Below are 22,311 nucleotides of genomic sequence, written 5' to 3' on the forward strand. Positions count from 1 at the left end.
GGTAGGAAAATGAAAATCGATTTTACAAAAAAAGAAAACATTCCTAATTTGTTAACATTAGGTCGCATTGTTTTGATTCCAGTATTTATCTTGATTCTTTGTATCTGGAATAGCGTGGCTGGACATGCTGTTGCAGCAGTTGTTTTTGCGCTAGCAAGTATTACAGACTACTTAGATGGATACCTTGCAAGAAAATGGCAAGTTGTTACAAACTTTGGTAAATTTGCTGATCCATTGGCTGATAAAATGTTAGTGATGACAGCGTTTATTATGTTAGTTGAATTGGGAATGGTTCCTGCGTGGATTGCTGCGATTATTATTTGTCGTGAGTTAGCAGTAACTGGTCTTCGTTTACTACTTGTTGAAAATGGTGGAACAGTTTTAGCAGCTGCTATGCCTGGTAAAATCAAAACATTTACTCAAATGTTTTCAATTATTTTCTTACTTTTGCATTTTTCAATGATTGGAACACTTTTGCTTTATGTCGCTTTGATTTTCACAATTTACTCAGGATATGATTATTTCAAAGGGGCAGGATTCCTCTTTAAGGACACATTTAAATGACAAATAGTATTGACGTCAAACATTTAAAATTCAAATATACTGATCATCAAGAACATTACACCTTAGATGATTTATCGTTTCACGTGAAACAGGGAGAATGGTTATCTATTATTGGCCATAATGGTTCAGGAAAATCAACCACAGTTCGTTTAATTGATGGGCTTTTAGCAGCTGAATCAGGTCAAATCTTTGTTGAGGGAGAACTCTTAACTGAAGAAAACGTGTGGAACATTCGTCATAAAATTGGAATGGTTTTTCAAAATCCAGATAACCAATTTGTTGGTGCGACAGTTGAAGACGATGTCGCATTTGGGTTAGAAAACAAGGGAATTCCATTAGAAGAGATGCAAGCACGTGTCAAAGAAGCCCTTGAATTAGTTGGTATGTCAGCTTTTGCAGACCGTGAACCAGCTCGTTTGTCAGGTGGACAAAAACAACGTGTGGCTATTGCAGGTGCTATTGCCATGCGTCCTAATATTATTATTTTGGATGAAGCGACTAGTATGCTTGATCCAGAAGGACGCTTAGAATTAATTCAAACAATCAAAGAGATTCGCGACCAATATAATATGACCGTTGTGTCGATCACTCATGATTTAGATGAGGTTGCGCTTAGTGATCGTGTCTTAGTCATGAAAAAAGGAAAAGTTGAGTCAAGCTCAACTCCACGCGAACTTTTTGCAAGAGGAGAAGAATTATTGACTTTGGGATTGGATATTCCTTTTTCAGCCAATCTTATCTCTACTTTAAAAGACAAAGGGTTTGAATTTACAGAGAATTATCTTACGGAAAAGGAATTAGAAGATCAGTTATGGGAATTACTCTTGAAGGCGTAAATTATACATATCAAGCGGGGACACCTTTTGAAGGGCGTGCCCTTTTTGACATTAATCTTACTATAAAAGAAGGCTCATATACAGCCTTTATCGGCCACACTGGGTCAGGTAAGTCAACAATCATGCAACTTTTGAATGGTCTTAACGTCCCTACAGAAGGGGCTGTTATTGTTGATGATATTAAGATTACGGCAAACTCAAAAAATAAGGAAATAAAACCCGTCCGTAAAAAGGTTGGACTGGTCTTTCAATTTCCTGAAAGTCAGCTTTTTGAGGAAACAGTTCTTAAGGATGTGGCATTTGGACCACAAAATTTTGGTGTTTCTATAGAAGAAGCTGAACAGTTAGCGCGTGAAAAACTTGCCATGGTAGGAATTCATGAAGAATTTTTTGAAAAGAATCCTTTTGAGCTATCTGGTGGTCAAATGCGTCGTGTGGCTATTGCTGGGATTCTAGCCATGGAACCAGAGGTTTTGGTTCTAGATGAACCGACAGCTGGCCTAGACCCTAAAGGACGCCGTGAATTGATGACTTTATTTAAAGAACTGCATCAAAATGGCATGACAATTGTTTTAGTGACTCATTTAATGGATGATGTTGCCAATTATGCTGATTATGTTAATGTTCTTGAAGGTGGTAAATTGGTTCGCTCAGGTTATCCTAAAGAAGTCTTCCAAGATGTCGCATTTCTTGAAAGTAAACAACTTGGTGTTCCTAAAATTACGAAATTCGCTCAGCAACTTGTCAAACGCGGCTTACATTTAGATACTTTACCAATTACTATAGAAGAATTTGCAGAGGTGGTGAAACATGGATAAATTAATACTTGGTCGTTATGTACCTGGAGATTCCTTAATTCATCGTCTAGACCCTCGTAGTAAACTTCTTTCAATGATTTTATACATTATCATTGTTTTTTGGGCCAATAACCTTGTGACCAATCTATTGATGATTGCTTTTACTTTAGGAGTTGTCTTCTTATCGAAGATAAAACTTAGCTTCTTCTTAAAGGGTGTTCGTCCGATGATTGGAATTATTTTATTCACGACCTTATTTCAAATGTTCTTTACACACGGTGGTGAGACCTATTTCCAATTTGGTATTTTGAAAATTACTAGCTACGGGTTTAATCAAGCAATATTAATTTTCATGCGTTTTGTTTTGATTATCTTTTTCTCAACGCTATTAACCTTGACAACAACGCCTTTGAGCCTTGCTGATGCTGTGGAGTCATTGTTGAAGCCATTTGTTCGTTTTAAGGTGCCAGCTCATGAAATCGGCTTAATGCTGTCTTTGAGCTTACGTTTTGTCCCAACATTGATGGATGATACGACACGTATTATGAAAGCTCAGCGAGCGCGTGGGGTTGATTTTGGTGAAGGAAATCTCATTCAAAAGGTTAAATCAATCATTCCAATTCTTATTCCGCTCTTTGCTTCAAGCTTTAAACGTGCAGATGCTTTGGCTCTTGCTATGGAAGCACGTGGTTATCAAGGCGGAGATGGACGCACAAAATACCGAATTTTACAGTGGAAAATCAAAGATTCTGTAACCATTTTGCTTGTCATAATTTTAGGAATTCTCTTATTTTATCTTAAAGAAAGCTAAAACGCCTAATCTGTAGGCGTTTTCTTTATATTATAAGAATCTAATTGTAATATTTTTAATATAACTCTAAAGCCAGAGTAACATTAAGTCTGTATTATATAGCCTGTACTAATTTTTGAAACAAAAAAGGAGCATATAATGCAAACAAATATTTTTAAAACTAAATCGAAATCTATTAAACTTGGTCTTGCCGGTGTAGCCGCAGCAGCAGCACTTATTGCCCCAGCAGTTGCTAACGCTGATTCATACACAGTAAAATCAGGTGATACACTTTCTGAAATTGCTGTAACTTACAATACTACAGTTGAAAAATTGGCTTCAACTAACCAAATCGCTAACGTTGACTTCATCACTGTAGGTCAAATCTTGGAACTAGATTCAGAAGCTACTGCACCAGCAGCAACTACAACTGAAACTGCAGCCGTAGAAGCAGCTCCAGCAGCTACTGATAACTCAGCGGCAGCAGCACCAGCTGCACAAGCTGAAACAACAACTACTTCTTACTCATCAAACTTGGGTACTTCAGATGCTCAAGCTAAAGAAATCATTGCTCAACGCGAATCAAGCGGTAGCTACACAGCTCAAAACGGTCAATACTATGGTCGTTACCAATTGACAATGTCATACCTAAACGGTGACTTGTCAGCTGAAAACCAAGAACGCGTTGCCGATTCATACGTAGCAGGACGTTACGGTTCATGGTCAGCAGCCCTTGCATTCTGGAATGCTAACGGTTGGTACTAAGATAAGAGACTTTTCTTAGAGTTAATATTATTTACTATTTAGCGAATTACCAGTATTAGATAGATAAGCTTGAAGAATTTATCTTCAAGCTTTTTTATGTCTACAAAAGCTTGAATTTTAGCGTTTTCATAGTAAAAACGAGGTTAATTTCAATATCTCTGTAATATTTTTAACATATTTTCAATCTGCGAGTAATAAATAAATTATATGATAGGAAACAGGAGTTCTAGAGAGGTATATATTTATTTAACATGTATAGTAGGATTACTAAAGCAAAACATAGAAAAATTAGAAATATTATTGTCAGCATCCTTGGAGCTATTTTAGTTGTAGCGATGGTTGTTGTCCTTATTCCAAAAATAGAAGCATTCGCAGAAACTATTACAACTCGTTCAGAGGCAGGAGCTGCGAAAGCTGTGTCAACAAGTTCTGAAAGCTCTGAAGTGTCATCAACAAGTATCAGTTCAACTACAGCAGAATCAGAAGAGTCTAGCAGTAGCTCATCAGAAGAAACTGAAGAAGTTGAGGCATCTTCTATCGAAGAGGTTCAAGAATCAGAAGCAAGTTATGCTGAGGTTGCTCCAGCTAATGATAATACAACGACTGTAGCTGCAGCAACTGCACCATCTTCAACGACAGCCCAAACGGCACCATCAGTAGCTTCAAATGGTAATACAGCAGGTGCTGTTGGTTCAGATGCTGCTGCCCAAATGGCTGCTGCAACAGGTGTTCCACAATCAACTTGGGAAGCTATCATTGCACGTGAATCTAATGGAGATCCAACGGTTGCCAATGCTTCAGGAGCATCTGGTTTATTCCAGACTATGCCAGGTTGGGGATCAACTGCAACAGTTCAAGATCAAATTGCAACAGCAATTAAAGTTTACAATACTCAAGGACTGTCAGCTTGGGGATACTAATTTAATAGAAGAAAAAGCACTAATCATCCTATAAAGATGATAGTGCTTTTTTAATATCGTATGGATGGTGACAGATACTTTCTGCTCCATGTTCTTGTAAACTTTCTAGGCTACCAAATCCCCAGGTTACCCCAAGTCTTCGAACTCCTGTTTTTTGTCCACCAATCATATCAAACTTTGTATCGCCGATGATAACAGCTTCATGCGCTTGAATGCCTTGTTCTGTTAGACAGGCCTTAATCACATCAGCTTTGTGGAAGTGCTCGGGAGTAGACCCATAGACTTTTTTAAAGTGTGAAATAATACCAAGCTCTGTTAACATTAAGTTAGCCATAGGTTGGTGCTTACTTGTGGTAACAAATAGTGAGTAATTTAAGTCATTTAATTCTTGTAGAGCTTCTGCGATGCCAGTGTAAAGAGAGACTTGGTGGACTCCTTTTTCACCATAGTAATCTCTAAAGGTTTTGATAGCATGATTAACCTCGTCAGCTTGCTCAAAATAATGACCGAAAGTGACTTCTAGAGGTGGTCCGATAAATGTTGACAATTGTTTGTCAGTTTGTAAAGGTAGTTGTAACTTTTCAAAGGCATAATTAAATGCTGCTTTAATACCAGGACTTGAATTTACTAGTGTTCCATCAAGGTCAAATAAGATAGATTTCATGTTTACTCTCCTGTAAATTTTGTCAACAATGATTGACAAATACGTCAATTAGCAAGGAAACAAATAAATAGTATTCGAATACTATCGTCTATTCACCAAAGATTTTAGCTTGTAAGCGACGACCAGTAGGTGTGGCTGCTAAACCACCTTCAGCAGTTTCTCGAAAGGCTGTTGGTAAGCTAGAGCCTACTTGGTACATGGCATCAACAACTTCATCAACTGGAATTTGTGATTTAATGCCAGCCAGTGCCATATCAGCGGCAACTAAGGCAAAACTAGATCCAAGTGCGTTACGTTTGACACAAGGAACCTCGACAAGACCAGCGACAGGGTCACAGATTAAACCTAGCATATTTTTGATGACGAAGGCCACAGCTTGACTAGCTTGGTATGCAGAGCCTCCGGCAGCTTTAACAAGAGCTGCTGCGCTCATGGCTGAAGCAGACCCGACTTCGGCTTGACAGCCACCTTCAGCACCAGAAATAGAAGCGTTATTTCCAATAACCAGTCCAAAGGCACCAGCAGTGAATAAGAACTCTAACTGCTCTTCTTCAGAGAGGTTTAATTTGTCAATAGCCGTTGTTAAGACAGCAGGTAGGCATCCAGCAGAGCCTGCTGTTGGAGTTGCACAGACAAGCCCCATTTTGGCGTTTAGTTCGTTGACAGCAATTGCGTTTCGGACAGCTGTTAAAATGGTTGTATCAGACAAGGTTTTACCTGATTTTAAGTAGGCATCCATCTTGACAGCGTCTCCACCTGTCAGTCCACTAATTGATTTACTAGGAGTGAGTCCATCAGTAACAGAATTTTTCATGACTTGAAGATTTTTCTTCATGATATGAATAATTTCATCACGGCTACGTCCGCTCAATTCTGTTTCTGTGGAAATCATTAGCTCAGCAATATTGCCGTTAAAGTCTTTATCGGCTTGTTCAACTAATTCTTTAATAGAATAAAACATTCTTTTCCTTTCTAGTCAAAGAAATTGACATTGTGTAGGTGCGGAATGTGCTGGATTTGTTCCACAGCTTTATGACAATCACGTGAGTCAACTTCGATAATCATAATGGCTTTTTCCCCAGCGCGTTCGCGGGTCACATTCATTTGAGCAATGTTGATATTGTGTTCAGAAAGAATATCTGTTACTTTTGCAATCATACCAGGAATATCTTGGTGAACGATAATAAGAGTAGGGGTATTCATTTTAAGAGAAACAGAGAAGCCATTGAGTTCAGTAACTTCAATATTTCCTCCACCAATTGATACACCTGTGATACTCATGTTTTTATCACCTTTTTCAACGGTAATCTTAGCAGTATTTGGGTGAGGGGCATTACTGTCCTTTAAAATATCCCAATAAATGCGTACCCCTTTTTGGTGAGCAATTTCTAATGAATTTTTAATATCTGGATCGTCAGTATCCATTCCTAGGATACCGGCAACGAGTGCTTTATCAGTTCCGTGTCCACGGTAAGTTTTAGCAAATGAATTATATAAATGAAACGTTACGGAATCAGGAATTTCTCCGAAAATAGAGTTAACAATTTTTCCAATACGAACAGCACCAGCAGTGTGGCTGCTTGATGGGCCAATCATAACAGGTCCAATAATATCAAAGACGGATTGGAATTTTAGATTTTTCATATCTACTCCTTCTAGAATCTATGCTTACTTATTATAACAAAGGAAAGGAAATGGGTAAACGATAATAAATCGCTTACTTTCATAGAAAATGAGAAAAAGATTTAAAAATAAGTCTAAATGCCTTACATAACTGGAAATTCATGTTATAATAGTCTTCGCGTGGATTTCTGCGCTCAAAATCGACCTTCAAATCGATTTTTGAAAAACTGGGCCCTTCAAGCCTATGTTCGAAAAAAATATCTTGATGGGAGGATTATCATGACAGATAATTCAAAAACACGTGTTGTTGTTGGTATGAGTGGAGGCGTTGATTCGTCTGTAACTGCTCTTCTTTTGAAAGAACAAGGTTACGACGTTATTGGTGTTTTCATGAAAAACTGGGATGACACAGATGAATTCGGTGTGTGTACAGCAACCGAAGATTACAAAGATGTAGCAGCTGTTGCTGACCAAATCGGCATTCCGTATTATTCTGTTAACTTTGAAAAAGAGTACTGGGATCGTGTCTTCGAATACTTCCTTGCGGAATACCGTGCAGGACGTACGCCAAATCCAGATGTAATGTGTAATAAGGAAATCAAATTTAAAGCCTTCCTTGATTATGCTATGACACTTGGTGCTGATTATGTGGCAACTGGGCACTACGCACAAGTCTCTCGCGATGAAGATGGTACAGTTCACATGCTTCGTGGTGCAGATAATAACAAAGACCAAACTTATTTCTTGAGTCAATTGTCACAAGAACAATTGCAAAAAGTAATGTTCCCACTTGGTCACTTGGAAAAACCAGAAGTGCGAAAAATTGCTGAACGCGCGGGACTTGCAACAGCTAAGAAAAAAGATTCAACAGGAATTTGCTTTATTGGTGAAAAGAACTTTAAACAATTCCTTAGTCAATATTTACCAGCTCAAAAAGGTCGCATGATGACTGTTGATGGCCGTGATATGGGTGAACACGCTGGTTTGATGTATTACACAATCGGTCAACGTGGAGGTCTTGGTATTGGTGGTCAACAAGGTGGCGACAATGCTCCTTGGTTTGTTGTCGGAAAAGACCTTTCAAAAAATATTCTGTACGTTGGTCAAGGTTTCTACCATGAGTCACTAATGTCAACTAGCCTTGATGCTTCAAGTATTCACTTTACACGTGATATGCCTGAAGAATTTACAATGGAAGTTACTGCAAAATTCCGTTATCGCCAACCTGATTCAAAAGTTACTGTTCATGTTAAAGGTGACAAAGCAGAAGTTGTCTTTGATGAACCACAACGTGCTATCACACCAGGTCAAGCTGTTGTATTCTACGATGGTGAAGAATGCCTAGGTGGCGGAATCATCGATATGGCTTATAAAGATGGTGTTGCTTGCCAATACATCTAATTGACAACTTTGTAAAGAAAGGTTGTCAATTGTTGTTTAATTTTGGTCAATATTGCTTGAAAAATTATCAGCAATTAAATTGACTTTTTAACTCAATTTGATACAATAATCATAACAATGACGATGATGGTCAAAGCTCATGGGAATTGTAGGCCTTTTTGGTTTACATTTTCAAAGCTTTGATCATTTTTGTGTTTTAGAAATCATTTTATATTTGGAAAGGAATGCTTTAAGTAGGTTAGCTAATTTTTTGACCATTTTGTTTGATTGAAAGTTGGCTAAGGTTTACTTGATATTGTAATTAAAATCATGACACATGAATTTGCTGAAAATTATGATGTAATTGTTGTTGGTGCAGGGCATGCTGGTGTCGAAGCTAGTTTGGCTGCAGCTCGTATGGGTTGTAAAACAATGCTCGCTACAATCAATTTGGAAATGTTATCCTTTATGCCATGTAACCCTGCTATCGGAGGTTCTGCCAAAGGTATCGTCGTTCGTGAAATCGATGCCCTTGGTGGAGAAATGGGTAAGAACATTGACAAGACTTACATCCAAATGAAAATGCTCAATACTGGTAAAGGTCCTGCTGTACGTGCTCTTCGTGCTCAAGCTGATAAGGCCCTTTACTCACGTACAATGAAGCATACGGTTGAACAACAAGAAAACTTGACTTTGCGTCAATCAATGATTGAAGAAGTTTTAGTTGAAGATGGAAAAGTTGTTGGTGTTCGTACAGCTACTAACCAAAAATTCTCAGCTAAAGCTGTTGTTATCACAACAGGAACAGCTCTTCGTGGAGAAATTATTTTAGGAGAACTCAAGTATTCATCAGGTCCTAATAATAGTTTGGCTTCTATCGGTCTTGCTGACAACTTGAAAGAACTTGGTCTTGAAATTGGACGTTTCAAAACAGGAACACCACCACGCGTTAAAGCAAGTTCTATCAATTATGACGAAACAGAAATTCAACCAGGTGACGAAAAACCAAATCATTTCTCATTCATGTCAAATGATGAAGATTATCTCAAAGATCAAATTCCTTGCTGGTTGACATATACTAACCAAACAAGCCACGATATTATCAATAAAAACCTTTATCGTGCCCCAATGTTCTCAGGTATTGTTAAAGGTGTCGGTCCTCGTTATTGCCCATCTATCGAAGATAAAATTGTTCGTTTTGCAGATAAAGAACGTCACCAACTTTTCCTAGAACCAGAAGGACGTGAAACTGAAGAAGTTTACATTCAAGGATTGTCAACAAGTCTTCCTGAGGATGTTCAAAAAGAATTGGTTCACTCAATTAAAGGGCTTGAAAATGCTGAAATGATGCGTACAGGTTATGCGATTGAGTATGATATCGTTTTGCCACACCAATTGCGTGCAACACTTGAAACTAAGAAAATTTCTGGACTTTTTACCGCAGGTCAAACTAATGGTACTTCAGGTTATGAAGAAGCTGCAGGACAAGGGATTGTTGCTGGTATCAATGCCGCTCTTAAAGTTCAAGGTAAACCAGAAATGATTCTAAAACGTAGTGATGCTTACATTGGTGTTATGATTGATGACTTGGTAACAAAAGGAACTTTGGAACCTTATCGTTTGTTGACAAGTCGTGCAGAATATCGTTTGATTTTGCGTCATGATAATGCTGATATGCGTTTGACTGAAATTGGTCACCGTGTTGGTTTGGTTGATGAAGAACGCTATGAACGTTACTTGAACCGTAAACGTCAATTTGACAATGAGTTGACAAGATTGTCAAGTCTTAAAATCAAGCCTGTCAAGGAAACTAATGCACGTATTGAAGCGCTTGGTTTCAAACCATTGACAGACGCCTTGACAGCTAAAGAATTCATGCGTCGTCCAGAAATCAATTATGAAATTGCAACAAGTTTTGTCGGTCCTGCGGAAGAAAAACTGGATAGCAAAGTAATTGAACTTTTGGAAACTGAAATCAAATACGAAGGTTACATCAACAAAGCACTTGATCAAGTGGCTAAAATGAAACGCATGGAAGAAAAACGCATCCCTGCTAATATTGATTGGGATGATATCGATTCTATTGCGACAGAAGCTCGTCAAAAATTCAAGAAAATTAATCCTGAAACTATCGGACAAGCAAGCCGTATTTCAGGGGTTAACCCAGCTGATATTTCTATCTTGATGGTTTACTTGGAAGGTAAACAAAAACACCATCGTAACCAAGAAGATTAAGTATCATTAAAACAAGAAAGCAACCCTTATTAACTGGGGTTGCTTTTCTGCTTTCCTACTATAAATTAAGCCTATTTTATGGTATAATTGTAAGCTAAGAGGTTAACCAATGAAAAGATTTCGATTTGCAACTATCCACTTAGTCATGATTGGCCTTATTTTATTTGGCATCTTGGCTATCTGTGTCAGACTTTTTCAGACGGAGTCAGCTATCTTAGCTGCAATCTTTTTGGCGCTTTCTTTACTTGTAGCTTTGCTTTACTACCAAAAAGAAAATTACGAGTTATCGGAACTTGAACAAATTGAATTATTAAACAACCAAACAGAAGTTGGTTTAAAACACTTGTTGGAACAAATGCCAGTAGGGGTTGTTCAGTTTGATCAAGAAACAAACGAGGTAGAGTGGTTTAATCCATATGCAGAGCTCATTTTCACTAGTGAAGAAGGAGAGTTTGAGGATGATGTCATTCGTAGAATTATTGGGGCTAAGCGAGAAGGGGACGCCACTCAGACATTTGAGTTAAATGGCAATAAGTACTCATCTTATATCGATTCCTCAACGGGGATTTTCTATTTCTTTGATACATCTATGGGAAATCGTCAGTTGGGAGATGCAGCCCTTTTGCGTCCAGTTATTGGAATTATTTCCATCGACAACTATGATGATGTGACAGATGATTTATCAGACGCTGAGATTTCACAAATCAATAGCTTCATCGCCAACTTTATTTCGAATTTTACAAAGTCAAAAAATATTTTTTATCGTCGTGTCAACATGGACCGTTTCTACTTTTTTACAGATTATGCTGTGTTGAGTAGTTTGATTGACGATAAATTTGATGTTTTGGAAGCTTTTCGAAAACAAGCTAAAGAAGAACATAATTTGCCATTAACGCTTAGTATGGGTGTTTCTTATGGTGATGACAATCACCAACAAATTGGACAAGTAGCTTTGCAGAATTTGAATACAGCACTTGTTCGTGGTGGTGATCAGGTTGTTATTTGTGAAAACGACGAGCATAAGAAACCATTGTATTTTGGTGGTGGCTCAGTATCTACCGTCAAGCGTACACGTACGCGTACGCGTGCCATGATGACAGCTATCTCAGACCATATCAAAGGTGTTGACCGTGTCTTTGTGGTTGGTCACCGTAATATTGATATGGATGCTCTTGGTTCAGCTGTAGGGATGCAATTTTTCGCAAGTAATATCAACAAAGAATCTTATGTTGTATACAATCCAGATGAGATGAATCCTGATATTACGCGTGCTGTTAAAAGATTGCAAGAAGATGCTAAGACACGACTTATTACTATTAAACAGGCGATGTCAATGATGACAGAACGCTCATTGTTAATTATGGTCGATCATTCTAAGATTGATTTGACCTTATCGCAAAAGCTTTACAATAAGTTTACAGATGTGATTGTTGTAGACCATCATCGTCGTGATGAAAACTTCCCAGAAAATGCTGTTCTCACTTTCATTGAAAGTGGAGCAAGCAGTGCTAGTGAGTTAGTTACAGAATTGATTCAATTCCAGAATGCTAAGAAGCGTTTGAGTAAAATTCAAGCGAGTGTCTTGATGGCAGGTATTATGCTTGATACGAAGAATTTCTCAGCAAGCGTTACAAGTCGAACATTTGATGTTGCAAGTTATCTTCGAGCTCACGGAAGTGATAGTATTGAAATTCAAAATATTTCTCAAACGGATTTTGAGGAATATCGATTGGTTAATGAATTAATCCTTAGAGGCCGAAAAATTTACGATAACATTATCATTGCTAGCGGGCGTGATGGTGTCGATTATAGTAAAGTGGTTGCTAGTAAGGCGGCTGATACCATGCTATCTTTAGCTGGTATTGAGGCGACATTTGTTTTGGTGCAAGTTGCTCCAAATAAAGTTGCTATTTCAGCGCGTAGCCGTAGTAAGATTAATGTTCAGCGCATGATGGAAGAACTCGGTGGTGGCGGTCACTTTACCCTAGCTGCATGTCAGTTGGAAAATATGTCAGTGAGTCAAGCAGAGAGTACTTTACTTGATGTGATTGAAAATGATTTAAGAGAAAATATGGAGGCAGAGAGATGAAAGTAATTTTTCTAGCAGATGTTAAAGGAAAAGGTAAAAAAGGCGAAATCAAAGAAGTTCCAACAGGATATGCTCAAAACTTTTTGATTAAGAAAAATCTTGCTAAAGAAGCTACTAACCAAGCGATTGGTGAACTAAAAGGTAAACAAAAATCAGAAGAAAAAGCTCAAGCTGAAGTCTTGGCTGAAGCTAAAGCTCTTAAAGCTGAGCTTGAAAAAGAAGAAACTGTTGTTAAGTTTACTGAAAAAGTTGGACCTGATGGACGTACATTTGGCTCAATTACTGCTAAGAAAATTGTTGAAGAATTATCAAAACAATTTGGTCTAAAAATCAACAAACGCGCGATTAATTTGGATCATCCAATTCGTGCAATTGGTTCTGTTGAAGTACCTGTGAAATTACATAAAGAAGTTACTGCTGAAATCAAATTAAATATTAAAGAAGCATAATAATATTTGAGCTTATTAGGGGAGGTGAAAAAATTGGCAGAAGAGCCAGAATTGAGAGTTCAGCCACAGGATTTATTAGCAGAGCAATCTGTCTTAGGTTCTATTTTTATCTCGCCAGATAAACTCATTACTGTTCGTGAATTTGTTAGCCCAGATGACTTTTACAAATACTCGCACCGCGTAATTTTTAAAGCTATGATTACTTTGAGTGATCGTAATGAGGCTATCGATGCAACGACTGTAAGAACGATTCTTGATGACCAAGGAGACTTACAAAATATTGGTGGTTTGTCTTATATTGTTGAATTGGTCAACAGTGTACCGACAAGTGCCAATGCTGAATATTATGCTAAGATTGTTGCTGAAAAAGCAATGTTGCGTAATATCATCTCTAGGTTGACAGAGACTGTAAATCTTGCCTATGAAGGGGCAACCGATTCAGAAGATGTCATTGCGGGGGCTGAAAAAGCACTTATTGAAATTAATGAGCACAGCAACCGTAGTGGTTTCCGTAAGATTTCGGATGTCTTGAAAGTTAACTACGAAAACTTGGAAATTCGTTCGCGTCAGACGAGCGATGTTACTGGTTTACCAACAGGATTTCGTGATTTGGATAAGATTACGACAGGTTTGCATCCTGATCAGTTAGTTATTCTAGCTGCCCGTCCAGCCGTCGGGAAAACAGCCTTTGCTTTGAACATTGCTCAAAATGTTGGGACTAAGCAAAATAGACCTGTAGCTATCTTCTCTCTGGAAATGGGTGCTGAAAGTTTGGTTGACCGTATGTTGGCTGCTGAAGGGATGGTTGATTCTCACAACCTTAGAACTGGTCAGCTAACCGATCAAGAATGGAATAACATTACCATTGCTCAAGGAGCTTTGGCTGATGCACCAATCTATATTGACGATACGCCTGGTATCAAGATTACTGAAATTCGTGCACGTGCCCGCAAGTTGTCTCAAGAGGTCGAAGGTGGTCTTGGTTTGATTGTAATTGACTATCTTCAGTTGATTACAGGGACACGTCCTGAAAACCGTCAACAAGAGGTTTCTGATATTTCTCGTCAATTGAAGATTTTGGCTAAGGAATTGAAGGTTCCTGTTATTGCCTTGAGTCAGTTGTCTCGTGGTGTTGAACAACGTCAAGATAAACGACCAGTTTTGTCAGATATTCGTGAATCTGGATCTATCGAGCAGGATGCGGATATTGTAGCTTTCTTATACCGTGATGATTATTATCGTCGTGAAGGTGAAGAAAGCGATGATGCTGTTGAGGATAATACGATTGAAGTTATCTTAGAGAAAAACCGTTCAGGTGCGCGTGGAACGGTGAAATTAATCTTTCAAAAGGAATATAATAAATTCTCTAGTATTGCGCAATTTGAAGAGCGTTAAGCAAAAAAACTTTTATAAGGAGCAAACGATAAGATGAGTGATGCATTTGCAGATGTAGCAAAAATGAAAAAAATCAAAGAAGATATTAAAGCCCACGAAGGTCAATTGGTTGAATTGACACTCGAAAATGGTCGTAAACGCGAAAAAAATAAAATTGGTCGTTTGACTGAAGTTTACCCATCATTGTTTATCGTTGAATACAATGAAAACTCTGATGTTCCAGGTGCGATTAATAACTCATACGTTGAATCATACACTTATTCAGACATTTTAACTGAAAAAACATTGATTCGTTATTTTGATTAATTTTATCTAAGAATTAACATACAAAAGGCTTTACAGAGCCTTTTTTTTATGTTAAACTAAATTCCGTGTGAAATAATAGCGGGAGAGTATGAAGCTCGTCAACAGTTGGCTCTTCTACAGTTTTTCTTTCTATAGAAAAGCTTCTAGAAGTCGGAAAAGTAATCTTGGCTGTTTAGATGAAAGTCACCTGCACGAATCAGGATTCTCTAAATTGTTATTTCCTACAAAATTTTTATTTTATAGGAGGACATTTTAAATGTCACGTTATACAGGTCCATCATGGAAACAATCTCGTCGCCTTGGCTTGTCTCTTACAGGTACAGGTAAAGAATTAGCACGTCGTAACTACGTGCCAGGTCAACACGGTCCTAACAACCGTAGCAAACTTTCTGAATACGGTTTGCAATTGGCTGAAAAACAAAAACTTCGTTTCACTTACGGTGTAGGTGAAAAACAATTCCGTAACTTGTTCGTACAAGCTACTAAAGTTAAAGGTGGAACTCTTGGTTTCAACTTTATGGTTCTTTTGGAACGTCGTCTTGACAACGTTGTTTACCGTCTAGGTCTTGCAACTACTCGTCGTCAAGCTCGTCAATTCGTTAACCACGGTCACATCCTTGTTGATGGTAAACGTGTTGATATCCCTTCATACCGCGTAACTCCAGGTCAAGTTATCTCAGTTCGCGAAAAATCAGCTAAAGTACCTGCTATCCTTGAAGCTGTTGAAGCTACTCTTGGACGTCCAGCATTCGTATCATTCGACGCTGAAAAACTTGAAGGTTCATTGACTCGTCTTCCAGAACGCGACGAAATCAACCCAGAAATCAACGAAGCTCTTATCGTTGAATACTACAACAAAATGCTTTAATTCACTGTTTATTGAAGTATTTAAAACCACGGTTTTTCCGTGGTTTTTTTGTTTTCTTATTGAATATAAAAAAGCCACCTTTATGGTGGTTTTTGTTAAAGCGGCAAAAGTTTTAGGATGAGATTAGTCATTTGGCGTGGTGATTCTTTTTTACCTTTAGCAATCCAGGATTGGCAAAGGCCGAAAAAGGCATAGGCGAAGTAAATACTGCTGTATTCTCTCTCAACAGGACTTAATTCATCACGGCCAAAACGGTCTTGTAAATCAGTATTAATGAAAATACGTACTTTATTAATGATAAAAGCTTGGAATTCACGAGTTCCGTTGGCTGAAATCAAGGCAGATAAGAGCTGCTCACGTTTTAGAAATTCAAAAATTTCCAAAAAGGCTTGAGCTTTATTGCCTTCGTGCTTTTCAAAAATGTATTCAACCTGATTAAAGAGCGTTTGTTGGCAAGAATCAATCAGCTCAAATTTATCCTTGTAATGAGTGTAGAAGCTAGAGCGGCTAATACCAGCTTCTTTAGCCAACTTAATCGTTGTAATATCATCAAAACTTTCTGTTTTTAAGAGGCTAACCATAGCTTCTTGAATAGCCCTCTTAGTGTTTGCTTTGCGGTTGTCATGTGCCATAAACAATTTCTTTTGAACACTTTTAGACAGAGTGTCCAAAATCTCCTTCTTTTGTCTTGAAATTATTTCATATCATTGTATAATATATTTTATCATAATTTTTGAACAGTGTGTCTAAATTAGGAGAAAATATGTTAGAAGAATTAAAAGCACTTATTAAAAGTCCCAAACTTTGGGTAACAATGATTGGGGTTGCGCTTGTTCCAGCTCTTTATAACTTGTCATTCTTAGGCTCTATGTGGGACCCTTATGGGAATGTAGAGAATTTGCCAGTGGCAGTTGTTAATGAGGATAAGTCAGCAACGCTAAATGATAAAACATTGACAATCGGTGATGACATGGTAGACAGTATGTCTAAAAATAAAGCCCTTGATTATCACTTTGTCAGTCAGAAAAAAGCTGATAAAGGTTTAAAAGATGGCGATTACTACATGGTTATCACATTACCAGAAGATTTGTCAGAGAAAGCCTCTAGCTTATTAACGGATAATCCGAAGAAATTAAACATTAAGTATCAAACAACAGCTGGTCGTAGTGTGGTTGCCTCAAAAATGAGTGAATCAGCAATGACTAAGCTCAAGGATACTGTCTCAGAAAATATCACAAAGACTTATACAAAAGCTGTCTTCAAGAGCATGACAGACTTGCAAGATGGTTTGAAAAAGGCTAGCGATGGTGGTAATCAATTAGTTGATGGTAGTCAAAAACTTGAATCAGGTAGCCAAACTATTACTGATAACTTGAATAAAGCTGCCTCAGGAAGCCAACAACTTGCTGATGGTTCAACAACACTTGCCAACGGTCTAGGTGAGTATACAAACGGTGTTGGACAACTAGCACCTGGCCTTGATACCTTGTATGGAGGAATTCTTCCTTATACAAATGGAGTTGGACAATTATCATCAGGTTTGACAGAAAAATCAGGTAAGATTTATGATTATGTCGATGGAGTTGAACAATTGTCAATTAAGGTTCCAGACTATGCTAATGGTGTAAGTCAGCTATCAGCTGGTTTGACTCAATTAAATGCTAAGTCTAAAGATTTAATTGATGGTATTAATCAATTACAAACAGCAAGTAGCAATAATCTAGATCGGCTTATTGCAAGTGCTACTGACTTAAATAATGGCTTACAAGCCCTTCAAACTGAACTAAATAATACAAGTTTGCCAGACACATCACGATTACAAGCAAATCTTAATGAGCTAAATCAATTAGGCCAAGAGCTATCTGGTATGAGTTCTGCAATTTCATCTATCAATAGTTCAGATTTAGCGGCGGTTCAAGCAACTTCTGCTTATCAAAGTCTTAGTCCGGATCAACAAGCTGAGATTACTTCAGCTATCACTAATAGTGCTGGGGCAACAACTGCGAATAATTTGGTAAATCAAATTTCTGGTATTCAAACACAACTAACGAATTTATCAGCTTTGCTTGATAAAGAAGTGGCTACCTTGAAAGCAAACGCTTCAACTGCTAGTGCAGGAAGTCAACAATTGGTAGATGGCTTGACACAATTTAAAGCAGGTTTGACGTCAGATAAAGGTATTCCAGCTTTGGCTTCAGGTATTTCTAACTATACAGCAGTTGTTGGTCGATTAACTGCGGGAGCAACTAAACTAGATTCAAATAGTCCTAAATTAGTTGGAGGAATAACACAATTAGCTTCTCACAATGATGAGGTTAAAGGTGGCGTTAAACAGGCAACAGACGGTGCTAATCAACTTGCTGCTAACAATGATAAATTAGTCAGTGGTACTAAAAAAGCAGCAGATGGTGCTAACAAACTTGCTTCAAACAATGATAAGCTAAATAGTGGTGCTAAGAAATTACAATCAGGAGCACAAGAATTGGCTGCTGGTTCAAGCAAATTGGCTACTGGTAGTGGTACATTGACAAACGGATTGACAACATTGACAGATGGCTTGACAACATTGACAAGTTCATTATCTGATGCTAGCCATCAATTATCATTAGTTTCAGTAGATAGTAAGAATGCGAAAATGGTTTCTGCTCCGGTATCTACAGCTGCTAAAGATAAAGATAGCGTGAAAACAAATGGTATTGGTATGGCGCCTTACATGATTGCTGTATCACTTATGGTTGTCGCTCTTTCAACAAATGTTATCTTTGCAGATTCATTATCTGGACGTCCTGTTAAGAACCGTTTTGAATGGGCAAAACAAAAACTATTCATTAATGGTTTGATTTCAACAGCAGGTTCAGTAATTCTTTACGCTGCTATTCAATTCCTTGGATTTGAAGCTAACTACGGTTGGCAAACACTACTCTTCATTATTTTGAGTGGTTGGACATTGATGGCTCTTGTAACAGCATTAGTCGGTTGGGATAATCGCTATGGTTCATTCGCTTCATTGATTATGTTGTTGTTGCAAGTGGGTTCTGCTGGTGGTTCATATCCAATTGAACTTAGTCCTAAGTTCTTCCAAGTCGTTCACCCATATATGCCAATGTCATACATTGTTACTGGATTACGTCAAACAATTTCAATGACATGCTCAAATGGCAAAGAAGTTGGTGTTCTAACTGGATTCCTTATCGCTTTCATGATATTGGGTGTCATCATTTATAGAAAACAAGATGCAGAGTGATAGATTTTCTATCCTCTGTTTTTTTTTTGTGGGCAAATCATTTGAAGAAATATGTAGGCTTTTGTATACTTAGTGAAAAGAATCATTTAAAATTCACATATGGTTGACAAGCCTGTAAACTACATGACAGGTGAGATAGGAGAAAAGTTATGTCAATTATTACTATAATTTTGGCTACTTTGGTAGCTTTAGAGCATTTTTACATTATGTACTTAGAAACGTTTTCTACACGATCAAAAGCGACTGCTCGTGTGTTTAACATGTCTCAAGAGGAATTACAGCGACAGTCGGTATCTAACTTATTTAAAAACCAAGGAATTTATAATGGTTTGATTGCTGTATTTTTACTTTACGGCGTGATAACGGGTAATAAAATAATAGTAGTTATATTTCTTTTGAATGTTGTTTTGGCTGCACTTTACGGTAGCTTGACAGCTGATCGAAAGATTATTTTTAAACAAGGCGGTTTAGCCATCTTAGCTTTAGTAACCTTGTTATTTTAGACTAAAAAAACGAAGTTGAGTATTAAGCTCAGCTTCGTTTTTTTGTTTAATTTAATTCACTGAAATATCACCAGTGTTGCCACTGATTTTCAAGATATTTTTAGTTGAAGGGGTAAGTGAGCTAGAGATATCGCTATCTCCGATATTGTTGCTAGCTTGAACTGTAAGTTCTTTGTTGGCAAGGGTAATGTCGACGTCGCCAGTTGAGCTAGATAATGTATTGATACCTTCCAAATTAATACCATTTGCAGAAAAATCACCGATTGAAATGTCAATATTTGAGTCAATGATTTTGCCATTTTCAAAATCAATATCACCTGTGCTTGTTGTTAGGCTGAACTTGTTTAGATTGCAGTTTTGGAAATTTCCATATCCGACAGCGACAGTCAATTTACCAGAATTAAAGTTACAGTTGGTAATATCTAAATCCCCTGCACTGAGTTCGATGTTGGCGTAATCGGCAGTCACATCACTGAATTGCAAATCACCGGCTTTCAAATTAGTTTTTATGGAGTGAATATCCATATTTTTAGGGATAGAAATAATAATGGTGTGCTTATTGGTAATCGTACCGGTTTTAGCAAGGTTGATGAGGTCTTTTAAGCTAAAGAAATTAAATGATGTTGAGTGATCTTGCCAGCCACCAGTTTGTTTAACGGTAAGCGTCCCATCGCTTGTAACCTGATAAGAGACTGGGAGTTTTTTTGTGTCTGAATATGAGATAAAAGGTTTATCAATATCGACTTTTGAAACCACAACATCAAAGGTTGAGGCATTAATGTCAATTTTATTAAATTGGTCAAGAGTTACTTTGCTTTGCTTGATGTGTGATTTAACTTCGTATTTTTGATCTAGTTTAGTTAAGCCACCAGTAGCTAGGCCAACTCCAGCCAGTCCAGCTCCTACTAAACTAGCTCCAATCCCGATACCTAAAACAATTTTTGTCCACTTTTTCATGATTTTCTCCTTTTACTTGCCGCTTTTTGAATTAATTTGCTGATACTTTTTACTGAGAATTTCCCAACAGCACCAGCAGCTAAAAGAGCTAGTAGTGCTAATCCGAGTGATAGAAGTCCTAACCCAACTCCCAAGGCTGTCGTTGATGGGGCGATACTGAGGTAAGACCAACTGTCAACCAACATGTAAACGCCAGATGTTAAAAGGGCAACTCCTAGAGCTAGTACCATGGCTATAATGGCAATCCCAATCGCCAAAATGGTAATAATAACCATAAGTAGCACCAAAATGAGTGGTAGGGCAACTGGGCTAGCTAGAATAGCTAAGATAGCAATCCAGATAATGACAGCTTTGTTTTTAGGGGATTTTTCATCCTCAACGATTTTTTCATCGAGTAATCGGCTAATAATGTCGTGCGCTGCATCTTTAGGTGATCCTAGTTCAGCAATAACTGCTTCTTCATTTTCGGAACCAGCTTCATCGAAATATTCTCTAAAGTAGTCCATGGCTTCTTGATAGTCATCTTTTGGCAGTTTTTTTAGATATTTATCTAGTTTTGCCAGGTAGTCATTTCTCGTCATCCTTTAATCTCCCTTCGACAATCTCCTTGATTTTAGCGGTATACAGTTGCCACTCACCTTTTAGAAAGGTAAGTTGTTGTTTACCACTTTCTGTAGTTGTGTAGTATTTGCGTTTACGACCTTGGTATTCTTGTTGATAGGTGTCTAAATAGCCTGCCTTTTCTAGTTTTTTTAAAATTGGATAAAGTGTAGATTCTTTAATATTGGCTACTTCTTTGATTGTATGACTAATGGCGTAACCATAAGAATCTTCTTTATCGACGATAGCTAGAATAAGAAATTCAATAACGGTCGCAGAAGTTGGAAAGTACATAGCAAATTCCTTTCTGACAATATATAAAATTTTTATATATAATTATTTTATATATAAACTATAAATCAGGTTAATTTAAAAGTCAAGCATAATATATAAAAATTTTATATATTATAAAAATATAGAGTGTAAAAAATCAAAAAGCTAGAGACTTAGTCTCTAGCTTTTTTGTGTTTCCATGGTGTAATAAGAATATAAAGGGGCTTTTGCTAAATTTAAAAAGTCTTTTTTAAATTCTTGGGGTGGCATAGGTGCTTCTTGAAGGAGCCAAGTTTTGATAATGACAACGATTTGTTCCACGATAATTTTGGTTAAGACGTCTTTGGGGAGATTAAAGGTTTCGCTTTGGGGACGAATGATGTCTATTGCCCACTCAGTGTAGGTAGATACGATGGTATCTTCAAATGGTTGGGTAATAGCAGCTGTGTGTAAGAGTCTTAAGTGTTCTCTTTTATCGTAGACAAAAGGTAGCAGGTTATCAGCAACATAATCCAAGGGATTGCCATCTTTTTCTTTATCATAATGACGACACCACTGGCGAATTTCCCAGATGATGTAGTCGTCGACATAAGTGATAATTTCATTAAAATTTCTAAAGTGTTTCTGATAAATCGCTTGTCTAGAAACACCAGCTTTTAATGCAATTTCAGAGATGGTAAAGTTTGTCTTTTGGGGAGTTTCTGCGACTAATTCGAAAAAGGCACCTATGATTTTTTCACGTGTGTATCTTGCCATAGTGTTTTCCTCCAATGATAGTTTGTATTTTACCATAAAACAAAAGAGTTTTTCTCATTATTAGAAAAGAAAGATAATTGCCTATTCTAGCTAATCTACACCTTGTAAACATTGATAAATTAACATTATGTCTATCTTTTTTCTAATTTTATTGTTTTTGGGTTTACGGAGTGTAAATAAAAAATGATAGCTTTTTACTAGATATGAGGATAAAATTAATTCGGAAAAAAGGAGATCGGGTTAAAAAGCTGTCATATTAAGCCTAGGAGTTTGTTAGGAGTCATTAGAAACGAAAAA

General features: G+C 37.4%; 23 protein-coding genes. 15 read left to right on the top strand and 8 right to left on the bottom strand.

The window, feature by feature from the left end; all coding sequences use genetic code 11:
* Positions 1–9 precede the first annotated feature (9 nt).
* From pgsA to SFC32_RS01930, 6 genes are all read left to right on the top strand, one after another.
* Positions 10–564, top strand: a complete 555-nt coding sequence (gene pgsA, locus SFC32_RS01905; RefSeq protein ID WP_039696094.1) for a CDP-diacylglycerol--glycerol-3-phosphate 3-phosphatidyltransferase — start codon at positions 10–12, stop codon at positions 562–564.
* Positions 561–1,400, top strand: coding sequence for an energy-coupling factor ABC transporter ATP-binding protein (locus SFC32_RS01910; protein WP_039696095.1), 840 nt, complete (start codon positions 561–563; stop codon positions 1,398–1,400). The genes pgsA and SFC32_RS01910 overlap by 4 nt, the downstream gene beginning before the upstream one ends.
* Positions 1,376–2,218, top strand: coding sequence for an energy-coupling factor ABC transporter ATP-binding protein (locus SFC32_RS01915; RefSeq protein WP_074564705.1), 843 nt, complete (start codon positions 1,376–1,378; stop codon positions 2,216–2,218). The genes SFC32_RS01910 and SFC32_RS01915 overlap by 25 nt, the downstream gene beginning before the upstream one ends.
* Positions 2,211–3,008, top strand: coding sequence for an energy-coupling factor transporter transmembrane component T family protein (locus SFC32_RS01920; RefSeq protein ID WP_039696097.1), 798 nt, complete (start codon positions 2,211–2,213; stop codon positions 3,006–3,008). Before SFC32_RS01915 ends, SFC32_RS01920 begins: the two co-directional genes overlap by 8 nt.
* Before the next feature lie 138 nt (positions 3,009–3,146).
* Positions 3,147–3,752, top strand: coding sequence for a LysM peptidoglycan-binding domain-containing protein (locus SFC32_RS01925; RefSeq protein WP_074561052.1), 606 nt, complete (start codon positions 3,147–3,149; stop codon positions 3,750–3,752).
* Between the two features lie 251 nt (positions 3,753–4,003).
* Entirely contained in the window at positions 4,004–4,672 is a 669-nt protein-coding gene (locus tag SFC32_RS01930; RefSeq protein WP_411050093.1) for a transglycosylase SLT domain-containing protein, read from the top strand.
* 28 nt (positions 4,673–4,700) lie between these two features.
* Here the strand turns inward: SFC32_RS01930 and SFC32_RS01935 are convergent, their stop codons facing one another.
* The 3 genes from SFC32_RS01935 to sdaAB form a co-directional block, all read right to left on the bottom strand.
* The gene (locus SFC32_RS01935; protein ID WP_015695833.1) at positions 4,701–5,336 is read right to left on the bottom strand and encodes an HAD hydrolase-like protein; all 636 of its coding nucleotides are present in this window, start codon (positions 5,334–5,336) and stop codon (positions 4,701–4,703) included.
* Between the two features lie 88 nt (positions 5,337–5,424).
* Positions 5,425–6,297 carry an L-serine ammonia-lyase, iron-sulfur-dependent, subunit alpha gene (gene sdaAA / locus SFC32_RS01940; RefSeq protein WP_074603177.1) on the bottom strand — a complete coding sequence of 291 codons (873 nt, stop codon included), beginning with the start codon at positions 6,295–6,297 and terminating at the stop codon, positions 5,425–5,427.
* Positions 6,298–6,308: 11 nt separating this feature from the next.
* Entirely contained in the window at positions 6,309–6,980 is a 672-nt protein-coding gene (sdaAB, locus tag SFC32_RS01945) for an L-serine ammonia-lyase, iron-sulfur-dependent subunit beta (protein WP_411050094.1), read from the bottom strand.
* Positions 6,981–7,238: 258 nt separating this feature from the next.
* Between sdaAB and mnmA the strand changes: the two genes are divergently transcribed.
* From mnmA to rpsD, 7 genes are all read left to right on the top strand, one after another.
* Positions 7,239–8,360: a tRNA 2-thiouridine(34) synthase MnmA gene (gene mnmA, locus SFC32_RS01950; RefSeq protein WP_074482286.1), complete on the top strand. Its 1,122-nt coding sequence runs from the start codon at positions 7,239–7,241 to the stop codon at positions 8,358–8,360.
* 309 nt (positions 8,361–8,669) lie between these two features.
* On the top strand, positions 8,670–10,574 hold the full coding sequence (gene mnmG / locus SFC32_RS01955; protein WP_039696103.1) for a tRNA uridine-5-carboxymethylaminomethyl(34) synthesis enzyme MnmG: 1,905 nt from the start codon (positions 8,670–8,672) through the stop codon (positions 10,572–10,574).
* Positions 10,575–10,683: 109 nt separating this feature from the next.
* Entirely contained in the window at positions 10,684–12,663 is a 1,980-nt protein-coding gene (locus SFC32_RS01960; protein WP_411050095.1) for a DHH family phosphoesterase, read from the top strand.
* Positions 12,660–13,112 (top strand): 50S ribosomal protein L9, encoded by a 453-nt coding sequence (gene rplI, locus SFC32_RS01965; RefSeq protein WP_006531457.1) that lies wholly within the window; start codon positions 12,660–12,662, stop codon positions 13,110–13,112. Before SFC32_RS01960 ends, rplI begins: the two co-directional genes overlap by 4 nt.
* 33 nt (positions 13,113–13,145) lie before the next feature.
* Positions 13,146–14,507, top strand: a complete 1,362-nt coding sequence (gene dnaB, locus SFC32_RS01970) for a replicative DNA helicase (protein ID WP_039696105.1) — start codon at positions 13,146–13,148, stop codon at positions 14,505–14,507.
* Between the two features lie 33 nt (positions 14,508–14,540).
* Positions 14,541–14,813, top strand: a complete 273-nt coding sequence (locus SFC32_RS01975; RefSeq protein ID WP_004233634.1) for a Veg family protein — start codon at positions 14,541–14,543, stop codon at positions 14,811–14,813.
* 256 nt (positions 14,814–15,069) lie between these two features.
* Entirely contained in the window at positions 15,070–15,681 is a 612-nt protein-coding gene (rpsD, locus tag SFC32_RS01980) for a 30S ribosomal protein S4 (RefSeq protein WP_004233633.1), read from the top strand.
* 95 nt (positions 15,682–15,776) lie between these two features.
* Here the strand turns inward: rpsD and SFC32_RS01985 are convergent, their stop codons facing one another.
* Positions 15,777–16,313, bottom strand: a complete 537-nt coding sequence (locus SFC32_RS01985) for a TetR/AcrR family transcriptional regulator (protein WP_039696208.1) — start codon at positions 16,311–16,313, stop codon at positions 15,777–15,779.
* A 131-nt stretch (positions 16,314–16,444) separates the two neighbouring features.
* Between SFC32_RS01985 and SFC32_RS01990 the strand changes: the two genes are divergently transcribed.
* Both SFC32_RS01990 and SFC32_RS01995 read left to right on the top strand, forming a co-directional pair.
* Positions 16,445–18,925, top strand: a complete 2,481-nt coding sequence (locus SFC32_RS01990) for a YhgE/Pip family protein (RefSeq protein WP_411050096.1) — start codon at positions 16,445–16,447, stop codon at positions 18,923–18,925.
* A gap of 149 nt (positions 18,926–19,074) precedes the next feature.
* Positions 19,075–19,428: a DUF1304 domain-containing protein gene (locus SFC32_RS01995; protein ID WP_411050097.1), complete on the top strand. Its 354-nt coding sequence runs from the start codon at positions 19,075–19,077 to the stop codon at positions 19,426–19,428.
* Positions 19,429–19,479: 51 nt separating this feature from the next.
* Here the strand turns inward: SFC32_RS01995 and SFC32_RS02000 are convergent, their stop codons facing one another.
* From SFC32_RS02000 to SFC32_RS02015, 4 genes are all read right to left on the bottom strand, one after another.
* Positions 19,480–20,385, bottom strand: a complete 906-nt coding sequence (locus tag SFC32_RS02000) for a DUF4097 family beta strand repeat-containing protein (RefSeq protein ID WP_411050098.1) — start codon at positions 20,383–20,385, stop codon at positions 19,480–19,482.
* Positions 20,382–20,966, bottom strand: coding sequence for a DUF1700 domain-containing protein (locus SFC32_RS02005; RefSeq protein WP_411050099.1), 585 nt, complete (start codon positions 20,964–20,966; stop codon positions 20,382–20,384). The genes SFC32_RS02000 and SFC32_RS02005 overlap by 4 nt, the downstream gene beginning before the upstream one ends.
* Positions 20,953–21,279, bottom strand: a complete 327-nt coding sequence (locus tag SFC32_RS02010; protein WP_074482294.1) for a PadR family transcriptional regulator — start codon at positions 21,277–21,279, stop codon at positions 20,953–20,955. Before SFC32_RS02010 ends, SFC32_RS02005 begins: the two co-directional genes overlap by 14 nt.
* Before the next feature lie 159 nt (positions 21,280–21,438).
* The gene (locus SFC32_RS02015) at positions 21,439–22,014 is read right to left on the bottom strand and encodes a TetR/AcrR family transcriptional regulator (protein WP_074561026.1); all 576 of its coding nucleotides are present in this window, start codon (positions 22,012–22,014) and stop codon (positions 21,439–21,441) included.
* Positions 22,015–22,311: the final 297 nt, after the last annotated feature.

The sequence above is a fragment of the Streptococcus sp. TATVAM-FAB8 genome (assembly GCF_046592795.1).
In the GTDB taxonomy this organism is placed as follows: domain Bacteria; phylum Bacillota; class Bacilli; order Lactobacillales; family Streptococcaceae; genus Streptococcus; species Streptococcus ruminicola.